This is a genomic window from Geobacter sp. (assembly GCA_009684525.1).
GTDB lineage: Bacteria > Desulfobacterota > Desulfuromonadia > Geobacterales > DSM-12255 > Geoanaerobacter.
Genome location: WKKR01000001.1, coordinates 545912 through 563307 on the forward strand (window position 1 = coordinate 545912; position 17396 = coordinate 563307).

At 61.1% G+C, this 17396-nt stretch carries 12 protein-coding genes; 2 read left to right on the plus strand and 10 right to left on the minus strand.

Going from position 1 to position 17396, the window contains the following annotated elements; all coding sequences use genetic code 11:
- Positions 1 to 66: 66 nt before the first annotated feature.
- The 5 genes from ispG to GJT30_02520 form a co-directional block, all read right to left on the minus strand.
- Complete coding sequence (ispG, locus tag GJT30_02500; GenBank protein MSM38480.1) at positions 67 to 1137, minus strand: flavodoxin-dependent (E)-4-hydroxy-3-methylbut-2-enyl-diphosphate synthase; 1071 nt, start codon at positions 1135 to 1137, stop codon at positions 67 to 69.
- 33 nt (positions 1138 to 1170) lie between these two features.
- Positions 1171 to 1893 carry a type 1 glutamine amidotransferase gene (locus tag GJT30_02505; protein MSM38481.1) on the minus strand — a complete coding sequence of 241 codons (723 nt, stop codon included), beginning with the start codon at positions 1891 to 1893 and terminating at the stop codon, positions 1171 to 1173.
- Positions 1890 to 3866 (minus strand): 4Fe-4S dicluster domain-containing protein, encoded by a 1977-nt coding sequence (locus tag GJT30_02510; protein ID MSM38482.1) that lies wholly within the window; start codon positions 3864 to 3866, stop codon positions 1890 to 1892. The genes GJT30_02505 and GJT30_02510 overlap by 4 nt, the downstream gene beginning before the upstream one ends.
- Positions 3867 to 3877: 11 nt before the next feature.
- Positions 3878 to 5212: an electron transfer flavoprotein subunit alpha gene (locus GJT30_02515; protein ID MSM38483.1), complete on the minus strand. Its 1335-nt coding sequence runs from the start codon at positions 5210 to 5212 to the stop codon at positions 3878 to 3880.
- 112 nt (positions 5213 to 5324) lie between these two features.
- Positions 5325 to 6137, minus strand: coding sequence for an electron transfer flavoprotein subunit beta (locus tag GJT30_02520; protein MSM38484.1), 813 nt, complete (start codon positions 6135 to 6137; stop codon positions 5325 to 5327).
- A gap of 344 nt (positions 6138 to 6481) precedes the next feature.
- Here GJT30_02520 and GJT30_02525 point away from each other — a divergent pair, with 344 nt between their 5' ends.
- Together GJT30_02525 and GJT30_02530 are read left to right on the plus strand one after the other, a co-directional pair.
- Positions 6482 to 7180: a hypothetical protein gene (locus GJT30_02525; GenBank protein ID MSM38485.1), complete on the plus strand. Its 699-nt coding sequence runs from the start codon at positions 6482 to 6484 to the stop codon at positions 7178 to 7180.
- Between the two features lie 248 nt (positions 7181 to 7428).
- On the plus strand, positions 7429 to 8283 hold the full coding sequence (locus tag GJT30_02530; GenBank protein MSM38486.1) for a PEP-CTERM sorting domain-containing protein: 855 nt from the start codon (positions 7429 to 7431) through the stop codon (positions 8281 to 8283).
- A gap of 90 nt (positions 8284 to 8373) precedes the next feature.
- On the opposite strand, the gene GJT30_02535 is transcribed toward GJT30_02530, so the two are convergent.
- The 5 genes from GJT30_02535 to mutS form a co-directional block, all read right to left on the minus strand.
- Positions 8374 to 9573, minus strand: a complete 1200-nt coding sequence (locus GJT30_02535; GenBank protein MSM38487.1) for a cofactor-independent phosphoglycerate mutase — start codon at positions 9571 to 9573, stop codon at positions 8374 to 8376.
- 130 nt (positions 9574 to 9703) lie between these two features.
- Positions 9704 to 10591 carry a site-specific tyrosine recombinase XerD gene (gene xerD / locus GJT30_02540; GenBank protein ID MSM38488.1) on the minus strand — a complete coding sequence of 296 codons (888 nt, stop codon included), beginning with the start codon at positions 10589 to 10591 and terminating at the stop codon, positions 9704 to 9706.
- Positions 10588 to 13293, minus strand: a complete 2706-nt coding sequence (glnD, locus tag GJT30_02545; protein ID MSM38489.1) for a [protein-PII] uridylyltransferase — start codon at positions 13291 to 13293, stop codon at positions 10588 to 10590. Before glnD ends, xerD begins: the two co-directional genes overlap by 4 nt.
- A 14-nt stretch (positions 13294 to 13307) precedes the next feature.
- Positions 13308 to 14708 (minus strand): AMIN domain-containing protein, encoded by a 1401-nt coding sequence (locus GJT30_02550; GenBank protein MSM38490.1) that lies wholly within the window; start codon positions 14706 to 14708, stop codon positions 13308 to 13310.
- 52 nt (positions 14709 to 14760) lie between these two features.
- The gene (mutS, locus tag GJT30_02555) at positions 14761 to 17385 is read right to left on the minus strand and encodes a DNA mismatch repair protein MutS (GenBank protein MSM38491.1); all 2625 of its coding nucleotides are present in this window, start codon (positions 17383 to 17385) and stop codon (positions 14761 to 14763) included.
- Between the last annotated feature and the right edge of the window lie 11 nt (positions 17386 to 17396).

Sequence of the window (17396 nt, forward strand, 5' to 3'; positions counted from 1 at the left end):
ATCTGCGGAAAGCTCACGACACTGAAACGACAGCAGACCGACAGGGCAGGAACCCTTGCGGGACGCTCAGTGTGAGGTGCGGCTGGCTGCAGCCAGGGCCTGGACCTCGGCAACCAGGGCATCGGCCAGTTCCGCCTCGGGGATCTTGCGGACGATTTCGCCGTGCCGGAACAGAAGCCCCTCCCCGCGGCCGCCTGCCACCCCCACATCGGCTTCGCGGGCCTCGCCGGGACCGTTCACCACGCAGCCCATGACTGCAACGGTCAACGGTGCATCCAGGTCTTTCAAGCGCTCTTCCACTTCCTGGGCAACGCCGATCAGGTCGATGCCGCAGCGGCCGCAGGTGGGACAGGAAACGAAGTTGATCCCCCGCTGGCGCAGGCCGAGCGCCTTGAGGATCTCGAAACCGACCCGGACCTCATCCACCGGATCGCCGGTGAGCGAAACGCGGAGCGTGTCGCCGATCCCTTCGGCAAGCAGGATGCCGAGCCCAACTGCAGACTTGATGGTACCGGAGAAGATCGTGCCCGCCTCGGTGATGCCGATATGGAGCGGATAGTCGACGCTGGCCGAGAGGAGGCGGTAGGCCGCCACGGTCTTCGGCACGTCGGATGCCTTGAGGGAGATCTTGATCTGGTCGTAACCGAGTTCTTCCAGTATCCGGACATGGCCCAGGGCCGAATCGACCATGGCCTGGGCAGTGGGATGGCCGTATTTGACGAGCAGTTCCTTCTCCAGGGAGCCGGCATTGACGCCGATCCGGATCGGCACCCGCCGCTCGGAGGCGGCCTTCACCACCTCGGCGACCTTCCACCGCTCGCCGATATTTCCCGGATTGAGGCGCAGGCCGTCGATGCCACCCTCCAGTACCTTCAGAGCCAGCTTGTAGTCGAAATGAATGTCGGCAATGACCGGAATGGCGCTTTCGGCCTTGATCCGCCCCAGAGCCTCCGCAGCCTCCATGTCGAGCACGGCGCAGCGGACCAGCTCGCAGCCGGCCGCGGTCAACTGCCCGATCTGGGCCAGGGTGGCGGCAACATCACGGGTATCGGTGTTGCACATGGATTGGACCGAGCAGGGGGCACCCCCCCCGACGGTGACATTGCCAACGGATATCTGCCTGGTAAGTCGTTTCACAATCGCGAATAGTAGGTGAACAGGCGGGAAAAGTCAAGGGAGGAGGCCGGCAAGCCCCAGGAAATTGAGGATGAGCCGTTGCGATGCATCGGCATAGTCAGGCTGCAGCCGGTCGAATTCGCTCAGGAGCCGCTGGGCATCCGCCGCGGCAAGGGGCGGTTCCACCGCAATTTCCTGGGCCCAGGTGGCGACGATGGCAGCGGTCACCTCGGGATGGAACTGCAGGCCGTAGGCGTTGCCGCAACGGAATGCCTGATGGGGGCAAACCGGCGAACGGGCGAGATGCACGGCTCCGTCCGGGATGGTAAAGCTGTCGTTGTGCCACTGAAAGGAGTAAAACGGCGAGGAGAGACCGGCAAACAGCGGGTCGAGCTTCCCTGCCCCGGTCAGCTGAAGCGAAAGTGTTCCCAGCTCTCCGCAAGTCCGGGAGGTCACCCTCCCCCCGGCCACGTCGGCGAGCAGCTGGCCGCCGAGGCAGATGCCGAGAAAGGGGACCCGCTTCTCCAAGCAGAGCGCGATAAAACCCTTCACCCCGCGGAGGAACGGATGGGCCTCTTCATCGTTCGCCCCCATCGCCCCTCCCAGCACGATCACCCCTGCCATCTCCGCGGACAGGGAAAGGTGTTCACCGGCATAGGCCCGGACCGTGCGGCAGGGTATGCCAAGCTGGGCAAAGGTCTCTGCATACCTGCCAAGCGGGACCTCCGGGTCGTTCTGGACCACCAGCAGCGTGCGGCACCCTGCAGCATCCGTCATTGGGACATCCGCAGCCCTTCGGCAACCACCTCGGCAAGGTCCAGGACACGGGTACTCTTTGCCTGGCGGTCCTTGAGGCCATCCTCAAACATGGTCAGACAGTAGGGGCAGGCAACGCAGATCGTGTCGGGGTTCTTGAACAACGCCTCCTCGACCCGCTCGATGTTGATCCGTTTGCCGGTGTTCTCCTCAAGCCACATCCGGCCGCCGCCACCACCGCAGCAGAAGGCATTTTCCCTGGTCCGCGCAAACTCCAGCGGCGCCGAGCCGGTCACGGTCTGCAATAGGTGACGCGGTTCCTCATAGACGTCGTTGTGCCGGCCGAGATAGCACGAATCGTGGAACAGGACCTTGCCGACCCATTCAATCTTTGCCGTAATACTGATCTTCCCTTCCCGGATGAGCTTGTCGATCAGCTGCGACTGGTGCATCACCTCGACTTCGAGGCCATACTGGCGGTAATCGTTCTTGAGCGTCGAAAAACAGTGGGGGCACTGGGTGATGATCTTGGTCACCCCCTTTTCCTTGAAGAGCTTGACGTTTTCCCGCGCCTTGCGGTCAAAGACATACTCGTTGCCCAGCCGCCGGAGACTGTCGCCGCAACAGAGCTCCTCCTTGCCGAGTATTCCCCAGGTCACACCAGCTGCATCCAGGATGGTTGCCAGGGCAACCGTTACCTGTTTCTGGCGGGAGTCGAACGAGCCGGCGCAGCCGACATAGTAGAGGTATTCGGTCCGGCCCGGCTCATAGAGGCGGCCGCCGACGGGAGCCGCCCACTTCCCCCTGTCGGACGGGGCGATCCCCCAGGGGTTGCTCCGCCCTTCCATGTTCTCGAAGAGGTTGAGCAGCTCCTCGGGGAAATCCGCCTGCATCTGCACCAGGTAGCGCCGCATCTCGATGATCTTGGGCATGTGCTCGATGAGGACCGGACAGGCCTCCATGCAGGCGCCGCAGGTGGTGCACGACCAGATGGCTTCGGGAGAAACACTCACCGTGCCGTCCTCCCCGATCAGGGGGAGTTGCGGGGCGCCGCCGGTCTTGAGGAGAGAGCCGTTTGCCAGCAGGTTGTTGCGGATCTCCATGATGACCTTGCGGGGGTTCAAAGCCTTTTCGGTCGTGGTGGCCGGGCAGGCGCTCTCGCATCTGCCGCAGGAGGCGCAGGCAAAGCTGTCCAGAAGGTCCTTCCAGGAGAAACGGTCGACACGGCCGGCCCCGTAGACCTCATCCATGGCGAACTGTTCGGGCTTCAGGCTGTTCGGCTTCCCCTCCCTGGCAAAAAAGCAGTTGGCAATGGCGGTCATGATATGGAGGTGCTTGGTCCTGGGGACCAGGAGCGCGACAAAGGCGAAAAGCGCCACGGCATGCAGCCACCAGAACCCCATATAGATCGGCCAGAGCAGCTGGACGTCCGCATTGCCGAGCAGCATGGCCACGAACGAGGATACCGGCATGGCCGCCCCTCCCCGCTCCCTGAACATGGATATCTCCGCGCCGTTCATCCCCAGATATGCCACCATGTGGAGCGCAACCAGGATGATGATGGCATACCCCTCCAGGCTCCGCGCCTCCCTGAAAGGAGGGAAAATCGTGCGCCGGAACAAGGCGATTACCGAGGCAATAAGCGTAAGCAGTGCCATGACATCGGATATGAAACGGATCGGGAGGTAGATGGGGTCGGGAAGCAGGGCCAGCCGGACATCGGGAAAGATGCCGTTGACCATGAATTCGGCATTGACCAGGAGCAGCGCCATGAATGCCCAGAAGATCACGAGATGATTGATCCCGAAGGGGCGCTTCAGGACGCGGTCCTGGGCAAAGGCATGGAGGAACATGGACCTGAGCCTGCGGCCGATGCTGTCGAAGCGCGATTCAGGCCGTCCGAGCCTGATGAGACGGAGACGCTTTCCTATCTCCCAGGCAAAGACGCCGGCAGATCCGACAAACAGGATGGTGAACAGATAGTTTCGGATCATCGAGAATTCCCCTATGCGGCGTTTCGTGCCCGTTCGGCCTTCAGTTCCCTGATCCGGCGGGTCATGGCAGGTACGATCTGGAACAGATCACCGACGATGCAGTAGGTGGCGACCTCGAAGATCGGCGCCTCCCTGTCACGATTGATGGCGATGATGGTGTCGGAGTCCTGCATGCCGACGAGATGCTGGATGGCCCCGGAGATGCCGCAGGCGATGTAGATCTTCGGCCGCACGGTCTTGCCGGTCTGTCCCACCTGGCGCTCGTGGGGCATCCAGCCGGCATCGACCGCGCTTCGGGACGAACCGACCACGCCGCCCAGTTCGTCGGCAAGCTCCTTGAGAATGGCAAAATTCTCCTTGGCCATGAGGCCGCGGCCGCCGGAGACGATCACCTCGGCCCCGGCGATATCCACATGGTCCTTCTGCTTGTCGCTGATGATCTCCAGGACCTTGACCAGAAGCTCCTCTTCCCTGACCGGACAGTCAACCCTGACGATGCTGCCGGAGGCCGCTGCCTTTTTTTCCGGCATCTGCATGACATGGGGCCGGACCGTGGACATCTGGGGACGGAACTTGTCGCACATGATGGTGGCCATGATATTGCCGCCAAAAGCGGGTCGGGTCTGCATCAGGTTGCGCTTGTCGTCTACCCCGAGGCCGGTGCAGTCAGCGGTGAGACCCGTGCCGACCACGGTGGCCACGGCCCCGGCCAGATCGCGTCCCAGGCCGGTGGCGCCCATGAGGATGATCTCGGGCTTGTAGGCATCGATCAGCGTGCAGATCCCGCGAAGATACGACTCGGTACGGTAGAAGTGCAGCACCGGCGCATCCATCAGGTAGGCCTGGTCGGCCCCATAGGCAAAGGCTTCGTGGCAGAGGTGTTCCACCCCCTCCCCCAGCACGATTGCCGAAAGCGGCACCCGGAGGGCATCGGCCAGCTCGCGCCCCTTGCCCAAAAGCTCCCAGGAAACCTTGGCCGCCTCCCCCTCGGTCTGCTCGACAAAAACCCAGACCCCTCGCCAGGCCGAGAGGCTCTCAGCCAGGGCTTTGGCCTCCTCGTCCGGTTCTTCCTCTTCCGGCTTCCCCCCCTGCAGCCGGGCAAGCTCTTCGAGGATCTTCAACTCTTCAGGGGTGAAGAACATCTCCAGCGCCTCGGCTGGGCAGATCTTGACGCACTTGATGCAGCCGATGCACTTATCGCTCAAAATGATCGGCTCGCCCGCGTCGGTCATCTCCACGGCATTTACCGGACAGGCGGTCTGACACCGTGCTCCGCAGGCAATGCACTTGCCGGGGATGAGACGTGCCTTGCCCCGGGGCTTTTTCAGTTTCTTAGGTTCGGACATTGGTACACCTTAGGTGAAGGTTGAGGTTAAGGTTGAGGGAAAAGCCCTTCTTAACCTTAAGCTGTGAGCGATGGCGAACGAGCGTGCAAAGCAGGCGAAATCTCAATCTGTCTTATATCGACAGCAAGTCCTTGCTCAAGAGCTTGTCGATCAGGAGTTGCGCCGTCTCATCGGAGGTCGAAGAGGCTTCGCCGATGAATTCCCCCTTGTCCCGCTGGGGAGAGAAGATCTTGCTCACCCAGGTCGGGGAGCCCTTGAGCCCGATGGTCGTTTCATCGAGTTTCAGAACCTGGTTGTTCCAGACCTCCACCGTGGCGTCGGCTGCTGCCAGACGCATGGGGACGGTCGGGTAGCGGGGACGGTTCAGCTCGCGGACAACGGTCAACAGGACCGGCAAGGGGGATTCGACGATCTCGTGCCGGCCTTCGAGCTTGCGGCTCACCCTGACCCTGCGCTGGCCGAGGTCCAGGTCGATGACCCGGTCCACCAGGGTCAGCTGGGTATAATGGAGCCGGGTCGCAATGCCGGGTCCCACCTGGGCGGTATCGCCGTCGATGGTCTGCTTGCCGCAGATGATGATCCCGACCTCGTCCTCCCGTGACAGGGCGCGAATCGCTTCGGTGAGCACGTTGCTGGTCGCCAGGGTGTCGGCGCCGCCGAAACAGCGATCGGACAGGAGCACCACCCGGTCCGCACCCAGCGCCAACGCCTTTTTCAGCGTGGCCTCGGCATTGGGGGGCCCCATGGAGATGGCGGTCACGCTGCAGCCGAAGCGGTCCTTGATCCGCAAGGCCTCTTCCAGAGCGTGGGTGTCGTAGGGATTCATGATGAACGGAATCCCTTCCCGAATCAGCGTGTTCGTAACCGGGTCGATCTGCACCTGTGTCGTGTCGGGAACCTGTTTGATGCACGCTACGATCTGCATTGTCTGTAACCTCGCTGTGGACCTTGCTGTGCAGATAGCAAGGTAAAGGCCACCCAGCCACGAATGACTGAAAAAAATCGCTCAGGGCGTCACTGTACAGTTTTTAGGCGATGCCAAATATATCAAAGCTCATTAATGATGGCAAGCGTGATTTGCTTAAATTTTAATCAAAGCACGTTTATTGTGACTAAATATTTATCACAGGTCAGATCAGAAAAACAAAGCGGTTCCATTTCTGCACGGGCAGGCGTCGGAAAATAACTGAAGCCAAAACGCATCGCCCAAACCACCAGGGAGCGCTTGATGCTGGGTCAAACTGCCTCTTCGAGATCCAGAAGGCAAATATGCTGCGTCTGCGGCTCAAGGCAAAGGAAACATATCGATCGATCGCCAGATGCATTTTTGAGAAGGCAGGTACGGGTTTGACAAACAGTCCGGATCGGGGCATAGTACGGGGAATCACCTGCCAGGAGGCGCCCATGACGGGTCGAATCGTCGTTACTCTTGCAGCTGTTCTCCTCGTCTCCCTTGCCGGTTGCACCAATGTCATCAGAGACGAGATGGGAAAAGGGGCAGATCCCTCCGTAACCATCGAGTTACTCAAGGAATGTCCGTCCCGCTACCTGGGGAAACTGGTCATGCTCGGCGGCATGGTGGCAGAAACCAGAAATACACCTGACGGCGGACAACTTGAAATTGTCCAGTTCCAGCTCGCCGATGACGGCTACCCCGAACGGTCACAGGTCACCGGCGGCAGATTCCTCGCCACCGCCCCGACCCTGCTGGACCCGCTGGTCTACCTCCCCGGTACGCTGGTGACCCTCACCGGCGAGTTCAAGGGGACCAGGACCCGCCCCCTCGACGAAATTTCGTATACCTATCCGGTCGTATCCATCAGAGAGATCCATCTCTGGCAGGAAGACGACGAACCGCAACGCCCCTTCGGCATCCCCGGCACCAACCTGATCGACCCGTACTACTATGGCCACGACGTGCCGATGCATTTCCGCCCGGAAGGGGTTATCATCAGGCCGAACCAGTAGTTCCCACCCCGGCAACCCCGACCAATCTGTAAGATTATTCAACCAAGTTGTCGGTTTCTTTTACATATTTGAGCGTACTCCCCTGGCCGTTCCCACCCCATCCCTCTGTATTCCCGGTGAGTTACCACATACCCGCGCATGATCCGGCAATGGCATGACCAGTGCATATACGACTTTAGTATTAGCATGGATTGCAACGTACCGTCGTAAATACGGATCTAGAACAAAATCGTAGAGGAGATACCGACATGACACCCTGGAAAACCATGTTCGCCACCTGCATGACAGTCGCGGTGCTGGCGACGCAAGCCCACGCACTGACCTCAACCATCCAGGACCAGTTCTACGGGTCCTACGATCATGGCTATGGGGACGTACTGGCAGCCAGCACCAATGTCAATGCATTCCAGGTATCCTCTCTCCAGGTCGTCACCACCGGGTCGAAACTGCAGATCTCGGTCAACGGCTCCTATTTCAACCCGACTTCGGGCAACAAGTACGGTACGACCATGGGTGACCTGTTCATCAGCACCAATGGCTGGCGTCCCGACACGAGCAAGGCAAACTACCTGAACGACGGATGGAAGCAACAGAACGGCACATGGATACGCAACGACGGGGAAATGTGGGAATACGCCTTTGTCTTCGATTCCGATGCCGCAAGAAGCCTTCCCACCGGCAGTGGCCAGGTCACCAGCGGGACGTTCTCCGTCTATGCCCTGCCGACCGCGACCGTCGCAGCCGCTGCAGCAGCCACCCGGTTCAGCGGCATGCCGAGCGGGTACATCTGGCGGGACGGCCAGGAATGGGCCGTCAATAAAAACGGAGCAGGCGTCACCAGGGAAGGGGCTCTGGGCGCTGGCACCTGGACCCGCACCGACCAGGCATTGACCTTTGATCTCGCCGATTTCAGCGAATATTTCACCACAGAGGATCTGAATTCACCAAACGGATGGGGATATCACTGGGCCATGAGTTGCGGAAACGACACCATCGAGGGGATGGCTCCCACCCCTCCCCCAGTCCCCGAACCGTCGACACTGGTGCTGCTGGGCGTTGGGCTGCTCGGTGTCGGCGTGTTCAGGTTCAAACGGAGGGGATGAGCTCCGCTGTTCCGGCTCATGCAGTAAAAAAAGGGATGCCTCTTTTCGGGGCATCCCTTTTTTGTTCCGGGATTCTTGTGAACGGCAGGGTCAGCGTTGCAGCAGCAGTTCCATCAGCCGGTGCCCTTCGTCGAGGGAAAGCCCGGTTGCCGCGGCCGTCTCCTCGTCATACCCCGCGACAGAGCGGTTTTCAGCCTCTTCCCCGCTGTAGAGGATAAAGGGGACCGGGTTGGAGGTATGGGTCATGAGGGCAAGCGGCGTGGGATGATCCGGCGTGCAGAGGATCCGGTACCCATCAAACTTCTTGACCCCGGCCAGGATCGGACCTACAACCTTGGCGTCGAAATCCTCGATGGCCTTCAGCTTGTGTTCGAGATTGCCCGAATGGGCAGCCTCATCCGGCGCCTCCACGTGGAGATAAACGTAATCCTTGGTCTCCAGTGCGGCAAGGGCGGCAGCAACCTTTCCTTCGTAATTGGTATCGATGTACCCGGTCGCGCCAGGGACGGCAATGACGTCCAGGCCGGCATAGATGCCGATCCCCTTGATCAGGTCCACCGCCGAGATGACCGCACCGGTCAGCCCGTACCGCTTCTGGAAGGTCTCGATGCGCGGCGACTTGCCATGTCCCCAGAGCCAGATGGAACTGGCGGGATTCTTGCCGTCAGCCTCGCGCTGCTTGTTCAGCGGGTGGTTCAAAAAGAGCATCTGCGATGCGTTCATCAGGTAAATGAGCCGATCTGCGCCATCCCCCTGCGGCAGAAACTCGCATATGTCCTTACCGGTGATATCGTGGGGCGGAGTCGCCTTGAGCGCATCCTTCCCCCCCCGCCAGACCATCAGATGACGGTAGCCGACGCCGGGGTGGAATTCGACGCCGTCGGTGCCGAACTCCTTCTGCAGGTCCTGGATCAGCACCCGGCTTTCGTCGGTGGTGATATGGCCTGCCGAATAGTCCTGCATGAAGATCCTTCTGCCGGAGATCTTGAGGGTGACCAGGTTGAGGCGGAACGCCACGTCGTCGGCACCGAGGGAGACGCCCATGCTGGCTGCCTCCAGGGGGGAACGACCGGTATAGCAGGTCCGCGGGTCATAACCGAACACCGACAGGTTGGCGACATCGCTCCCCGGCGGCAAACCCTTGGGCACGGTTCTGGCCAGTCCCAGCCGGCCACGACGCGCCATGAAGTCCATGTTTGGCGTATGGGCCGCCTGCAGAGGGGTCTTCCCGCCAAGCTGCGGAAGTTTTTCATCGGACATGCCATCGCCAAGGAGAACCAAGTATTTCATAACGAAGATGTCAATCCTTTCCGTCCAGAGTTTGTTCACCCACTATACCGCAAAATGTTCGCTCAGTTACAGAAAAAAGCTCCATGCCGGTCTACGCGGCAGGAATGCCGGCTATCCGCTGCCGTCGTTGTCAGCCGCGGGGATGATGCTCCGCATGAAGCCGTTTCAGCCTCTCACGGGTAATGTGGGTATAGATCTGGGTCGTGGAGAGGTCGGCATGGCCGAGCATCAGTTGGACACTCCGCAGATCCGCCCCGTTTTCCAACAGGTGCGTCGCAAAGGAATGGCGCAGGGTATGGGGGGAGATGTTTTTCACAATCCCCCCCTCCAGCGCGCGTTTCTTGATGATGTTCCAGAATGCCTGACGGCTCATGCCGTTGCCGAGCCTGCTGAGAAAGAGATGGGCCGAATCGCCCGACTTCCCCAGTTCGGGCCGTGCCCGGCCGAGATAGTCGTTCAACTGGTCCCGGGCCGAATCGCCGATCGGCACCACCCGCTCCTTCGAACCCTTCCCCATGGTCAGGAGATAGCCGGCGTTCAGGTTGATGTCCTGGACCCTGAGTGACACCAGCTCGGAAACCCGGAGGCCGGTGGCATACAGAAGCTCCAGCATAGCCCTGTCGCGGATGGCGCCCGGATCGTCGCCAACAGGAGCCGCCAGGAGCAGCTCCACCTCGCGGGACGAAAGTACCGACGGCAACCGGTGCAGGGTCTTGGGCGCCTCGATGAGCGACGCGGGATTGACCGTCGCATACCCTTCGATGACCAGGAACTTGTGGAACATGCGGATGGCCGACAGCACCCTGGCCCGGCTGCGCGGGGCAAGTCCGGCCCCCTTCAGTTCCGCCAGGTAGCCGCTGATATCCAGCGGCCGGCCATCTGTCGCCGTTGCCACCCCCTGCCGCTCCAGATACCCCAGGTAGCCTGCCACGTCCCGGCTGTACGCCTCCAGGGTATTGCGGGACAACCCCTTCTCCACCACGAGATAGCTCAGGAAGAGGTCCAGGTATTCGTTCATAGCTCGTCAATGGCCTTGCAGAGACGCTCCCTGATCTCCTCTACCTTCCTGTCGCTGGTTACCTTGTGCCCGAAGATATCCTTGACGTAGAAGACGTCGGCAACCTGGTCCACCTTGGTGGATATCTTGGAGATGCCGATATAGAGCCCCAGCTCGGTCAGGGTGCTGGTGATGCTGTAGAGCAGACCGACCTTGTCGTGGGTATAGATGTCGATGACCGTATAATCGGCAGAGACCTCGTTGTCGATCTCCACCCTGGTCGGGAAGCGGGGCCGGGGGCGGTCGGTGAGCACGGTGCCCCGCTGGCGCTTTTCCACCAGGGTGCGGACATTCACCTGGCCCTGCAGGACCTGCCTCAGGTCCTCGTCCAGCCGCGCCCACCGGGCCGGATCGGTGATGACGAACCCCTGGGGGGCATTGACCTGCAGCACGTCCAGGGCCTTGCCGTTGGTGCCGGTGTGGATCTGAGCGCCGAGGATGTTCATGCCGTTGGCCGCCATCACCCCGGTGATCATGGAGAACAGGCCCGGCACATCGAGGGTGCAGACGGTGCAGTTGGAAAAGCCCCCTTCGTGGTCGTGCTCGACACGGGTAACGATGGTCTTCCCCTCCAGGGAGAGGAGGATCTTCACATGTTCCGCCAGCACCTTGGGCGGATTGGCCAGGAGGTGGCGGATGGCCATGGCCTTCAACTCCTCCTTCACCGCCGGGAGCGGGAACTCATCCCCCAGAAGCTCGATGACCTGTCGCTTCACCTTCTTCACCCGCTCGCTGCTCGCCTCCATGCGGAAATCGCCCCGCTCCAGGACCTGGAACGCCTTCTCGTAGAGCTCCTGTGTCAGCCGTCCCTTCCATTCAGTCCAGACATCGGGACCGACCGCCTTGATGTCGGCATAGGTCAACAGGTAGAGCATCTTCAGGTTTTCGCTGGTTCCCATCTGGCGGGCAAACTGGACGATCATCTTCTCGTCGTTGAGATCGCGGCGCTGGGCAATGTGCGCCAGGAGGATATGGTGCCGGATCAGGAACTCCAGCCGCTCACTGTCCTCCTTGGAAAGGCCCATGCGGCGGGCAATGGTCGGCATCATCTCCGCCCCCAGCTCGGCGTGGCGCCCTCCTCCCCCCTTGCCGATATCGTGCATCAGGACCGCCAGCAAAAGGAGTTCCCGCTTGTCCACGTCACGGGCGACCTGGGTCAGAAGCGGCAGGTCTTCGGCATGTTCTCCCTTCCAGAGCCGGATGATCTCCTCCACGGCAAAGAGGGAATGGATGTCGACGGTGTAGATGTGATAGAGATCGTGCTGGACCTTGCAGTAGGTCCGCTCGAATTCGGGGATGAACCGGTTCAGGAACTGCAGGTGATGCATCAGCCGGAGGGTCTCGGCAACCCCCTTGTCGCTCCGGAGGATGTTGAAGAACGAGGCATTCACCTCGCGGCTGCGCCGGAACTTGTCGTTCACCAGGTCGAGACTGCGCCGGATCAGGGCCTTTGCCCTGAGACTGAGGCTGACCCCCTGCTTCTGGGCATACTCGAACAACTTCATCAGCCGGGCCGGGTCCTTTTCAATCACCGATTCGTCCGGCACCACCAGTTCACCCTTGAGGACGTAGAACCCCTCGCCGATGGGGCGGCGGATGAAGTAGCCGATGATCCTGAAGGCCCCTTCCTCGCGGGTGACGCACTTGTTGACCAGGAGCGAGGAGAAATGCTCCACATCGTTGGCATGCAGGTAGTAGTCCCGCATGAACTCCTCGACGGCAAGGACCCGCCCGTTGTCCTGATAGCCGAGGAACTCGGCTACCCTGTTCTGGGCATCGAAGGTGAGCTGGTCGTTCTTCCTGCCGGCCAGGTAATGGAGCTCGTTCCTGATCCGCCAGAGATAGGAGAGCGCACGGGAATACTCGTCCAGCTCCTCTTCGGCCAGCACCCCCTTGATGATCAGTTCACGCAGGGTAGCGACCTTGTATTTGCTCTTAGCCGCCCAGATGGCGGTATGCAGATCCCGAAGCCCCCCTTCCCCCTCCTTGAGGTTCGGCTCCAGGATATAAACCGACGAGCCGTACTTTTCCCGCCGCTTGCGCATCTCCGCCAGCTTCTCGCGGATGAAGGCATCGCTCCCCTTGGTCAGGATCTGGGTGAAGATCACTTTCTGCAGCTCCTTGAACAAGAGCCGCCCGCCGGCCAGGTAGCGGCTGTCCAGCAGTGCCGTCCTGATCGTCAGGTCGCTTCCCGCCATCTCGATGCAATCGGGTATGGTCCGGACGGAGTAGCCGACATCGAGACGCATGTCCCAGAGGAAATAGAGGAGTTTCTGGGCAATATCCTCGATCCGGGCAGAGTCCTTCCCCTTGTAGAGGAACATCAGGTCGATGTCGGAAAAGGGGTTCAATTCGCCGCGGCCATAGCCGCCGGTGGCAACCAGGGTCAGCTGTTCGTCCCTCCGCTTGACCGGAGGCAGATCCTCCAGGATGGAGCGGAACAGCTTGATGATCATGGTGTCGGTCATCTTGGTGATGTGCTGCACCACCTCTTCGCCGGAGGCGCCTGCACGGTGCTTCTCCATGATGACCTGCCGGTAATGGGCGAGAAAACGCTTGCTGGCGGTGAAATAGAGCGGCCGCTTCTCCTCGAAGGAGGCCTTGCCGGCATCGCCCGTTTCGTGCGTTTCATCCGGGAAATACTTGTTGATGCTGAATTCCATCGGCTCCCCTTTGGTCAGCGGCCTGTGTCACCCTGTCGCACATAGGCTGACTGCTGATGCTGACTGACGATGTACGCCCTGACGCCTTCCATGATCCCGTCGGCTGTCATTTCCTGATACTGGGCATCCCGCAGACGCTGTTCCTCTTTCTCATTGCTGAGAAAGGCGGTCTCCACCAGGATGCTCGGCATGGTGGCACCGACCAGCACGTAGAACGGCCCCTGTTTCACCCCCAGCGACTTGACCGGATACTGCACATCCACCTTGTGATGGAGCTCTTTCTGCACTACTTCTGCCAGGTGGGCGGAATCGTTGATCTTGTAATTGACCATCAGGTCGAACAGCACCGCCTGGAGCAGGCTCACCTTTTCCAGGGAGGTACCGTTTTCCTTGGCCGCAAGCTGGGCAGCCTTCTCGGTCTTGGCCAGACTGAGATAGTAGGTCTCGATCCCGGCGCTGGCTCGATTGGGGGCCGCATTGGCATGGACGGAGATGAAGAGGTCTGCCCCCACCTGGTTGGCAATGGCCGTCCGCTCCTGGAGTTCCAGGAAAACATCGGTGGAACGGGTCATGACCACATCCAGACCGAGCTCCTCCTTGAGCCTTTTGGCGAGCTTCAGACCGATAGCGAGCACCACGTCCTTTTCCCTGGTGCCGCCCGCGCCGATGGCGCCGGGATCGTGCCCCCCATGCCCCGGATCGACCACCACCCGGCGAATCTTGCCGATAGCAACGGGAACCGCCTTGGCAACCGTCGGCCGCAAAGGCTTTTCAACAGCCGGTTCCTTTGCGGGAGGGGGGAGTGACGGGGCCGACTCTATCCGCTCCCTGAGCGAGGAAATCTCCATGCGGCGTTCGCCGCGCACGTCGATCAGAATCCGGTAGGGATCGGAAAAGGTAAAGACCTTGTAGTCCTTGATACTCTCCATGTCCAGCACCACCCGCACCGTATCCGGCCGGAACTGCCCTATCCGGGCGGTCTTCAGGAGGCCGTCGGCAATGGGAATGTCTTTCACGCCGGGCCCGACGTGCGCATTGCCGATATCGAGATAGAGCCGACCCGGAATGCCTGTCTCCCGGTTCTGGCCCAACTGGTGATACTCGAAGCGTGCCTCGTGATCCAGGGTTACCGCAATCCGGGTGTAATCCGGATTGGACCAGGAGCGGAACTCCTTAACCACGGCCATTGGCTTGCTCACGGGCGCCGGGGCCTCCGCCACCTTCGGCGGTTTCGCAACAGGCTTCTTTTCCGAAGCGGCAGAGCTCTTTTTCCGGGCACCTTTGGTCGCCTTTGTCGCCTTTGTCGCCTTGGCCGTCGCAGCCTTGCCTTTTTGGACCTTTTTCTTCACAACAGCCTGTTTTTTCGCGGTTCGCGGCTGGTCGTCTTCGGCCCTGACCTGAGCGGACATGAGCATAAGCGCGAGACAGACACCTCCGATCAATCGAACGATACAATGCTGCATGGTTTCACGCCATCCTTTGCAGTTCGTCGAGGATATTCAAAGCCTCCAGCGGGGTAAGACGGGTCACTTCCAGCTCTCTGAGCCGTTGCCGCAGTTCGTCGTTGTCGCCGAACAGGGAGAGCTGCGCCACCGGTGCGGACCGCTTCTTCCCCTTCGGGTTGGCGATCCGCGGCTCCCCTCCTTCGGTAAACTCCCCCTGCTCAAGGTTCTTCAGGATCTCTTTGGCCCGCTCCACCACATCCATCGGCAGCCCGGCGAGCCGGGCGACCTGGATGCCATAGGAATGGGAGGTCCCGCCGGATACGATCTTGCGGAGAAAGATGATCTGCTCGTTCCATTCCCGGACCGCGATGTTGAAGTTTTTGATCCCCGGCCGGGTGACGCACAGTTCGGTCAATTCGTGGTAATGCGTGGCAAACAGGGTCCTGGCAGCGTGCTGACGGGCATCGTGGAGGTACTCGGCCACGGCCCAGGCAATGGAGACCCCGTCGAAGGTCGATGTCCCCCGGCCGATCTCGTCCAGGAGTACCAGGCTTTTGGGGGTGGCATGGTGCAGGATGTTGGCGGTCTCGGCCATCTCCACCATGAAGGTGGACTGCCCGCTGGCCAGGTTGTCCGAGGCGCCGATCCGGGTGAAGATTCGGTCGGCAAGGCCAATGACCGCCTTTTCCGCCGGGACGAAACTCCCGACCTGCGCCATGAGTGTAATGAGGGCGACCTGGCGCATGTAGGTCGACTTGCCGGCCATGTTGGGGCCGGTGATCATCAGGAGCTGGTTATCCCCGTTGTCCAGCAGGGTATCGTTGGGGACGAAGCGTTCCGCCAGGTGCATCGCCTCCACCACGGGGTGGCGACCGTCAGTGATCTCGATCCGGTCGCTGTCGTTCATCTCGGGCCGGCAGTAGCTCCGGTCGTGGGCGAGTTCGGCCAGGGCAGTGAGCACGTCGAGGGTGGCAACGGCATCGGCGGTGCGTGCTATCCGCTCGGCCTGGGCCGCCACCTGCTCGCGGATCGCCTGGAACAGGGAATACTCCAGCTCGGCGATCCGGTCCTCCGCCCCCAGGACCTTTTCTTCGTATTCCTTCAGCTCCGGGGTGATGAAGCGCTCGGCATTGACCAGGGTCTGCTTGCGCAGATAATCGTCGGGGATGGAGGCGAGATGGGTCTTGGTAATCTCGATGTAATAGCCAAAGACCTTGTTGTAGCGGACCTTGAGCGACGAGATGCCGGTGCGTGTCTTCTCGCGGGCCTCCAGCTGGGCGATGAACCCCTTTCCCTCCCGGCTGATCAGGCGGAGCTCATCCAGTTCGGCGTTGAAACCGGCGGCAATGATCCCCCCCTCCCGCAGCACGAACGGGGGGTTCTCCACGATGCCTGAGCTGATCAACGAGACCAGGTCGTCCAGCGGATCGATGGCGCGGACCGTCTCCCGAAGCAGCGGCGCGGCAACATCGGACAGCAGCGCGAGCAGGGCCGGCAGCCGCTCCAGGGAGACACGCAGGGCCGCCAGATCCTTGGCTGATGCGGATGCCAGGCTGATCCGGCCGTTCAGGCGCTCCAGGTCGGCAACGCCATTCAGCTGCCCGCTGACCTCCCGGCGAAACTGCTGGCTCTCGACGAATTCCCCGATGGCATCATGTCGATCGTTTATTTTTTCGACAGATACCAGTGGATAATTAATCCACTGCTTGAGCTTTCTTCCCCCCATGGCCGTGACGGTCCGGTCCATGAGCCAGAGCAGGGACCCCTTCCGCTTGCCATCCTGCAGGGTAACGGTCAGCTCCAGGTTGCGCCGGGTCCGCTCGTCCAAGACCAAGTGCTGGGTGGTGGCATAGGGAAGGAGCTGGCGGATGTGGGATGCGCTCCCCTTCTGTGTTTCGCGCAGGTAGTGCAGGATTGCGCCGGCGGCAAGGAGACCTTCCTTCAGGTTCCTGCCGTCAACTGCGGTCGGGGCCGGTCCGGCGAGTATCGACTCGTGGAGGCGCCGGGCGTAATCGTATTCGAACACCCACTCGTCCAGCGGCGAGACCAGCCGGTCGGTCAGCACCTCGGCAAGCCCGGCACGGCTCTCCGCCGCGCTAAGGGATGCGGGGAGCAGGATTTCGCGGGGATTGAGACAGAGAAGCTCTGCAGAGGCCGCAGCAGCGTCGGAGAGTTCGGTGGCCCGGAACTCGCCGGTGGAGATATCCAGGCAGGCAAGCCCCCATGTCCCGCCCGCGCCGGGAGCAAGCGCGGCCAGATAATTGTTCTCCTTGGGCTGCAGGGAGTCGCTGTCCACCACCAGGCCGGGGGTGACGACCTTGACCACCTCGCGCCTGACGATCCCCTTGGCCCCCTTGGGATCTTCGACCTGCTCGCAGATGGCCACCTTCTCCCCTGCCTCGACCAGCCTGGCCAGGTAGGGACCGGCGGAATGGAACGGGATGCCACAGAGCGGCACATCAGTGCCGTCGGAGCTCTTGTTGCGGGAGGTGAGGGTAATGTCGAGGATGCGGGCAGCCTTGACGGCATCGTCGAGGAACATCTCGTAGAAGTCGCCGAGGCGGAAAAAGAGGATGGCGTCAGGGTACTGGGACTTGATCTCCAGATACTGGCGCATCATGGGTGTATGTTCAGTATGGTGGCTCATTTGCAGTATGG

Bases quoted from the DNA above. Each gene is read 5' to 3' on its own strand.
- GJT30_02530 (MSM38486.1), top strand. From the start codon at position 7,429: ATGACACCCTGGAAAACCATGTTCGCCACCTGCATGACAGTCGCGGTG.
- glnD (MSM38489.1), bottom strand. From the start codon at position 13,293: ATGGAATTCAGCATCAACAAGTATTTCCCGGATGAAACGCACGAAACG.
- GJT30_02550 (MSM38490.1), bottom strand. From the start codon at position 14,708: ATGCTCATGTCCGCTCAGGTCAGGGCCGAAGACGACCAGCCGCGAACC.
- xerD (MSM38488.1), bottom strand. From the start codon at position 10,591: ATGAACGAATACCTGGACCTCTTCCTGAGCTATCTCGTGGTGGAGAAG.
- GJT30_02535 (MSM38487.1), bottom strand. From the start codon at position 9,573: ATGAAATACTTGGTTCTCCTTGGCGATGGCATGTCCGATGAAAAACTT.
- GJT30_02505 (MSM38481.1), bottom strand. From the start codon at position 1,893: ATGACGGATGCTGCAGGGTGCCGCACGCTGCTGGTGGTCCAGAACGAC.
- GJT30_02510 (MSM38482.1), bottom strand. From the start codon at position 3,866: ATGATCCGAAACTATCTGTTCACCATCCTGTTTGTCGGATCTGCCGGC.
- GJT30_02525 (MSM38485.1), top strand. From the start codon at position 6,482: ATGCTGCGTCTGCGGCTCAAGGCAAAGGAAACATATCGATCGATCGCC.
- GJT30_02515 (MSM38483.1), bottom strand. From the start codon at position 5,212: ATGTCCGAACCTAAGAAACTGAAAAAGCCCCGGGGCAAGGCACGTCTC.
- GJT30_02520 (MSM38484.1), bottom strand. From the start codon at position 6,137: ATGCAGATCGTAGCGTGCATCAAACAGGTTCCCGACACGACACAGGTG.
- mutS (MSM38491.1), bottom strand. From the start codon at position 17,385: ATGAGCCACCATACTGAACATACACCCATGATGCGCCAGTATCTGGAG.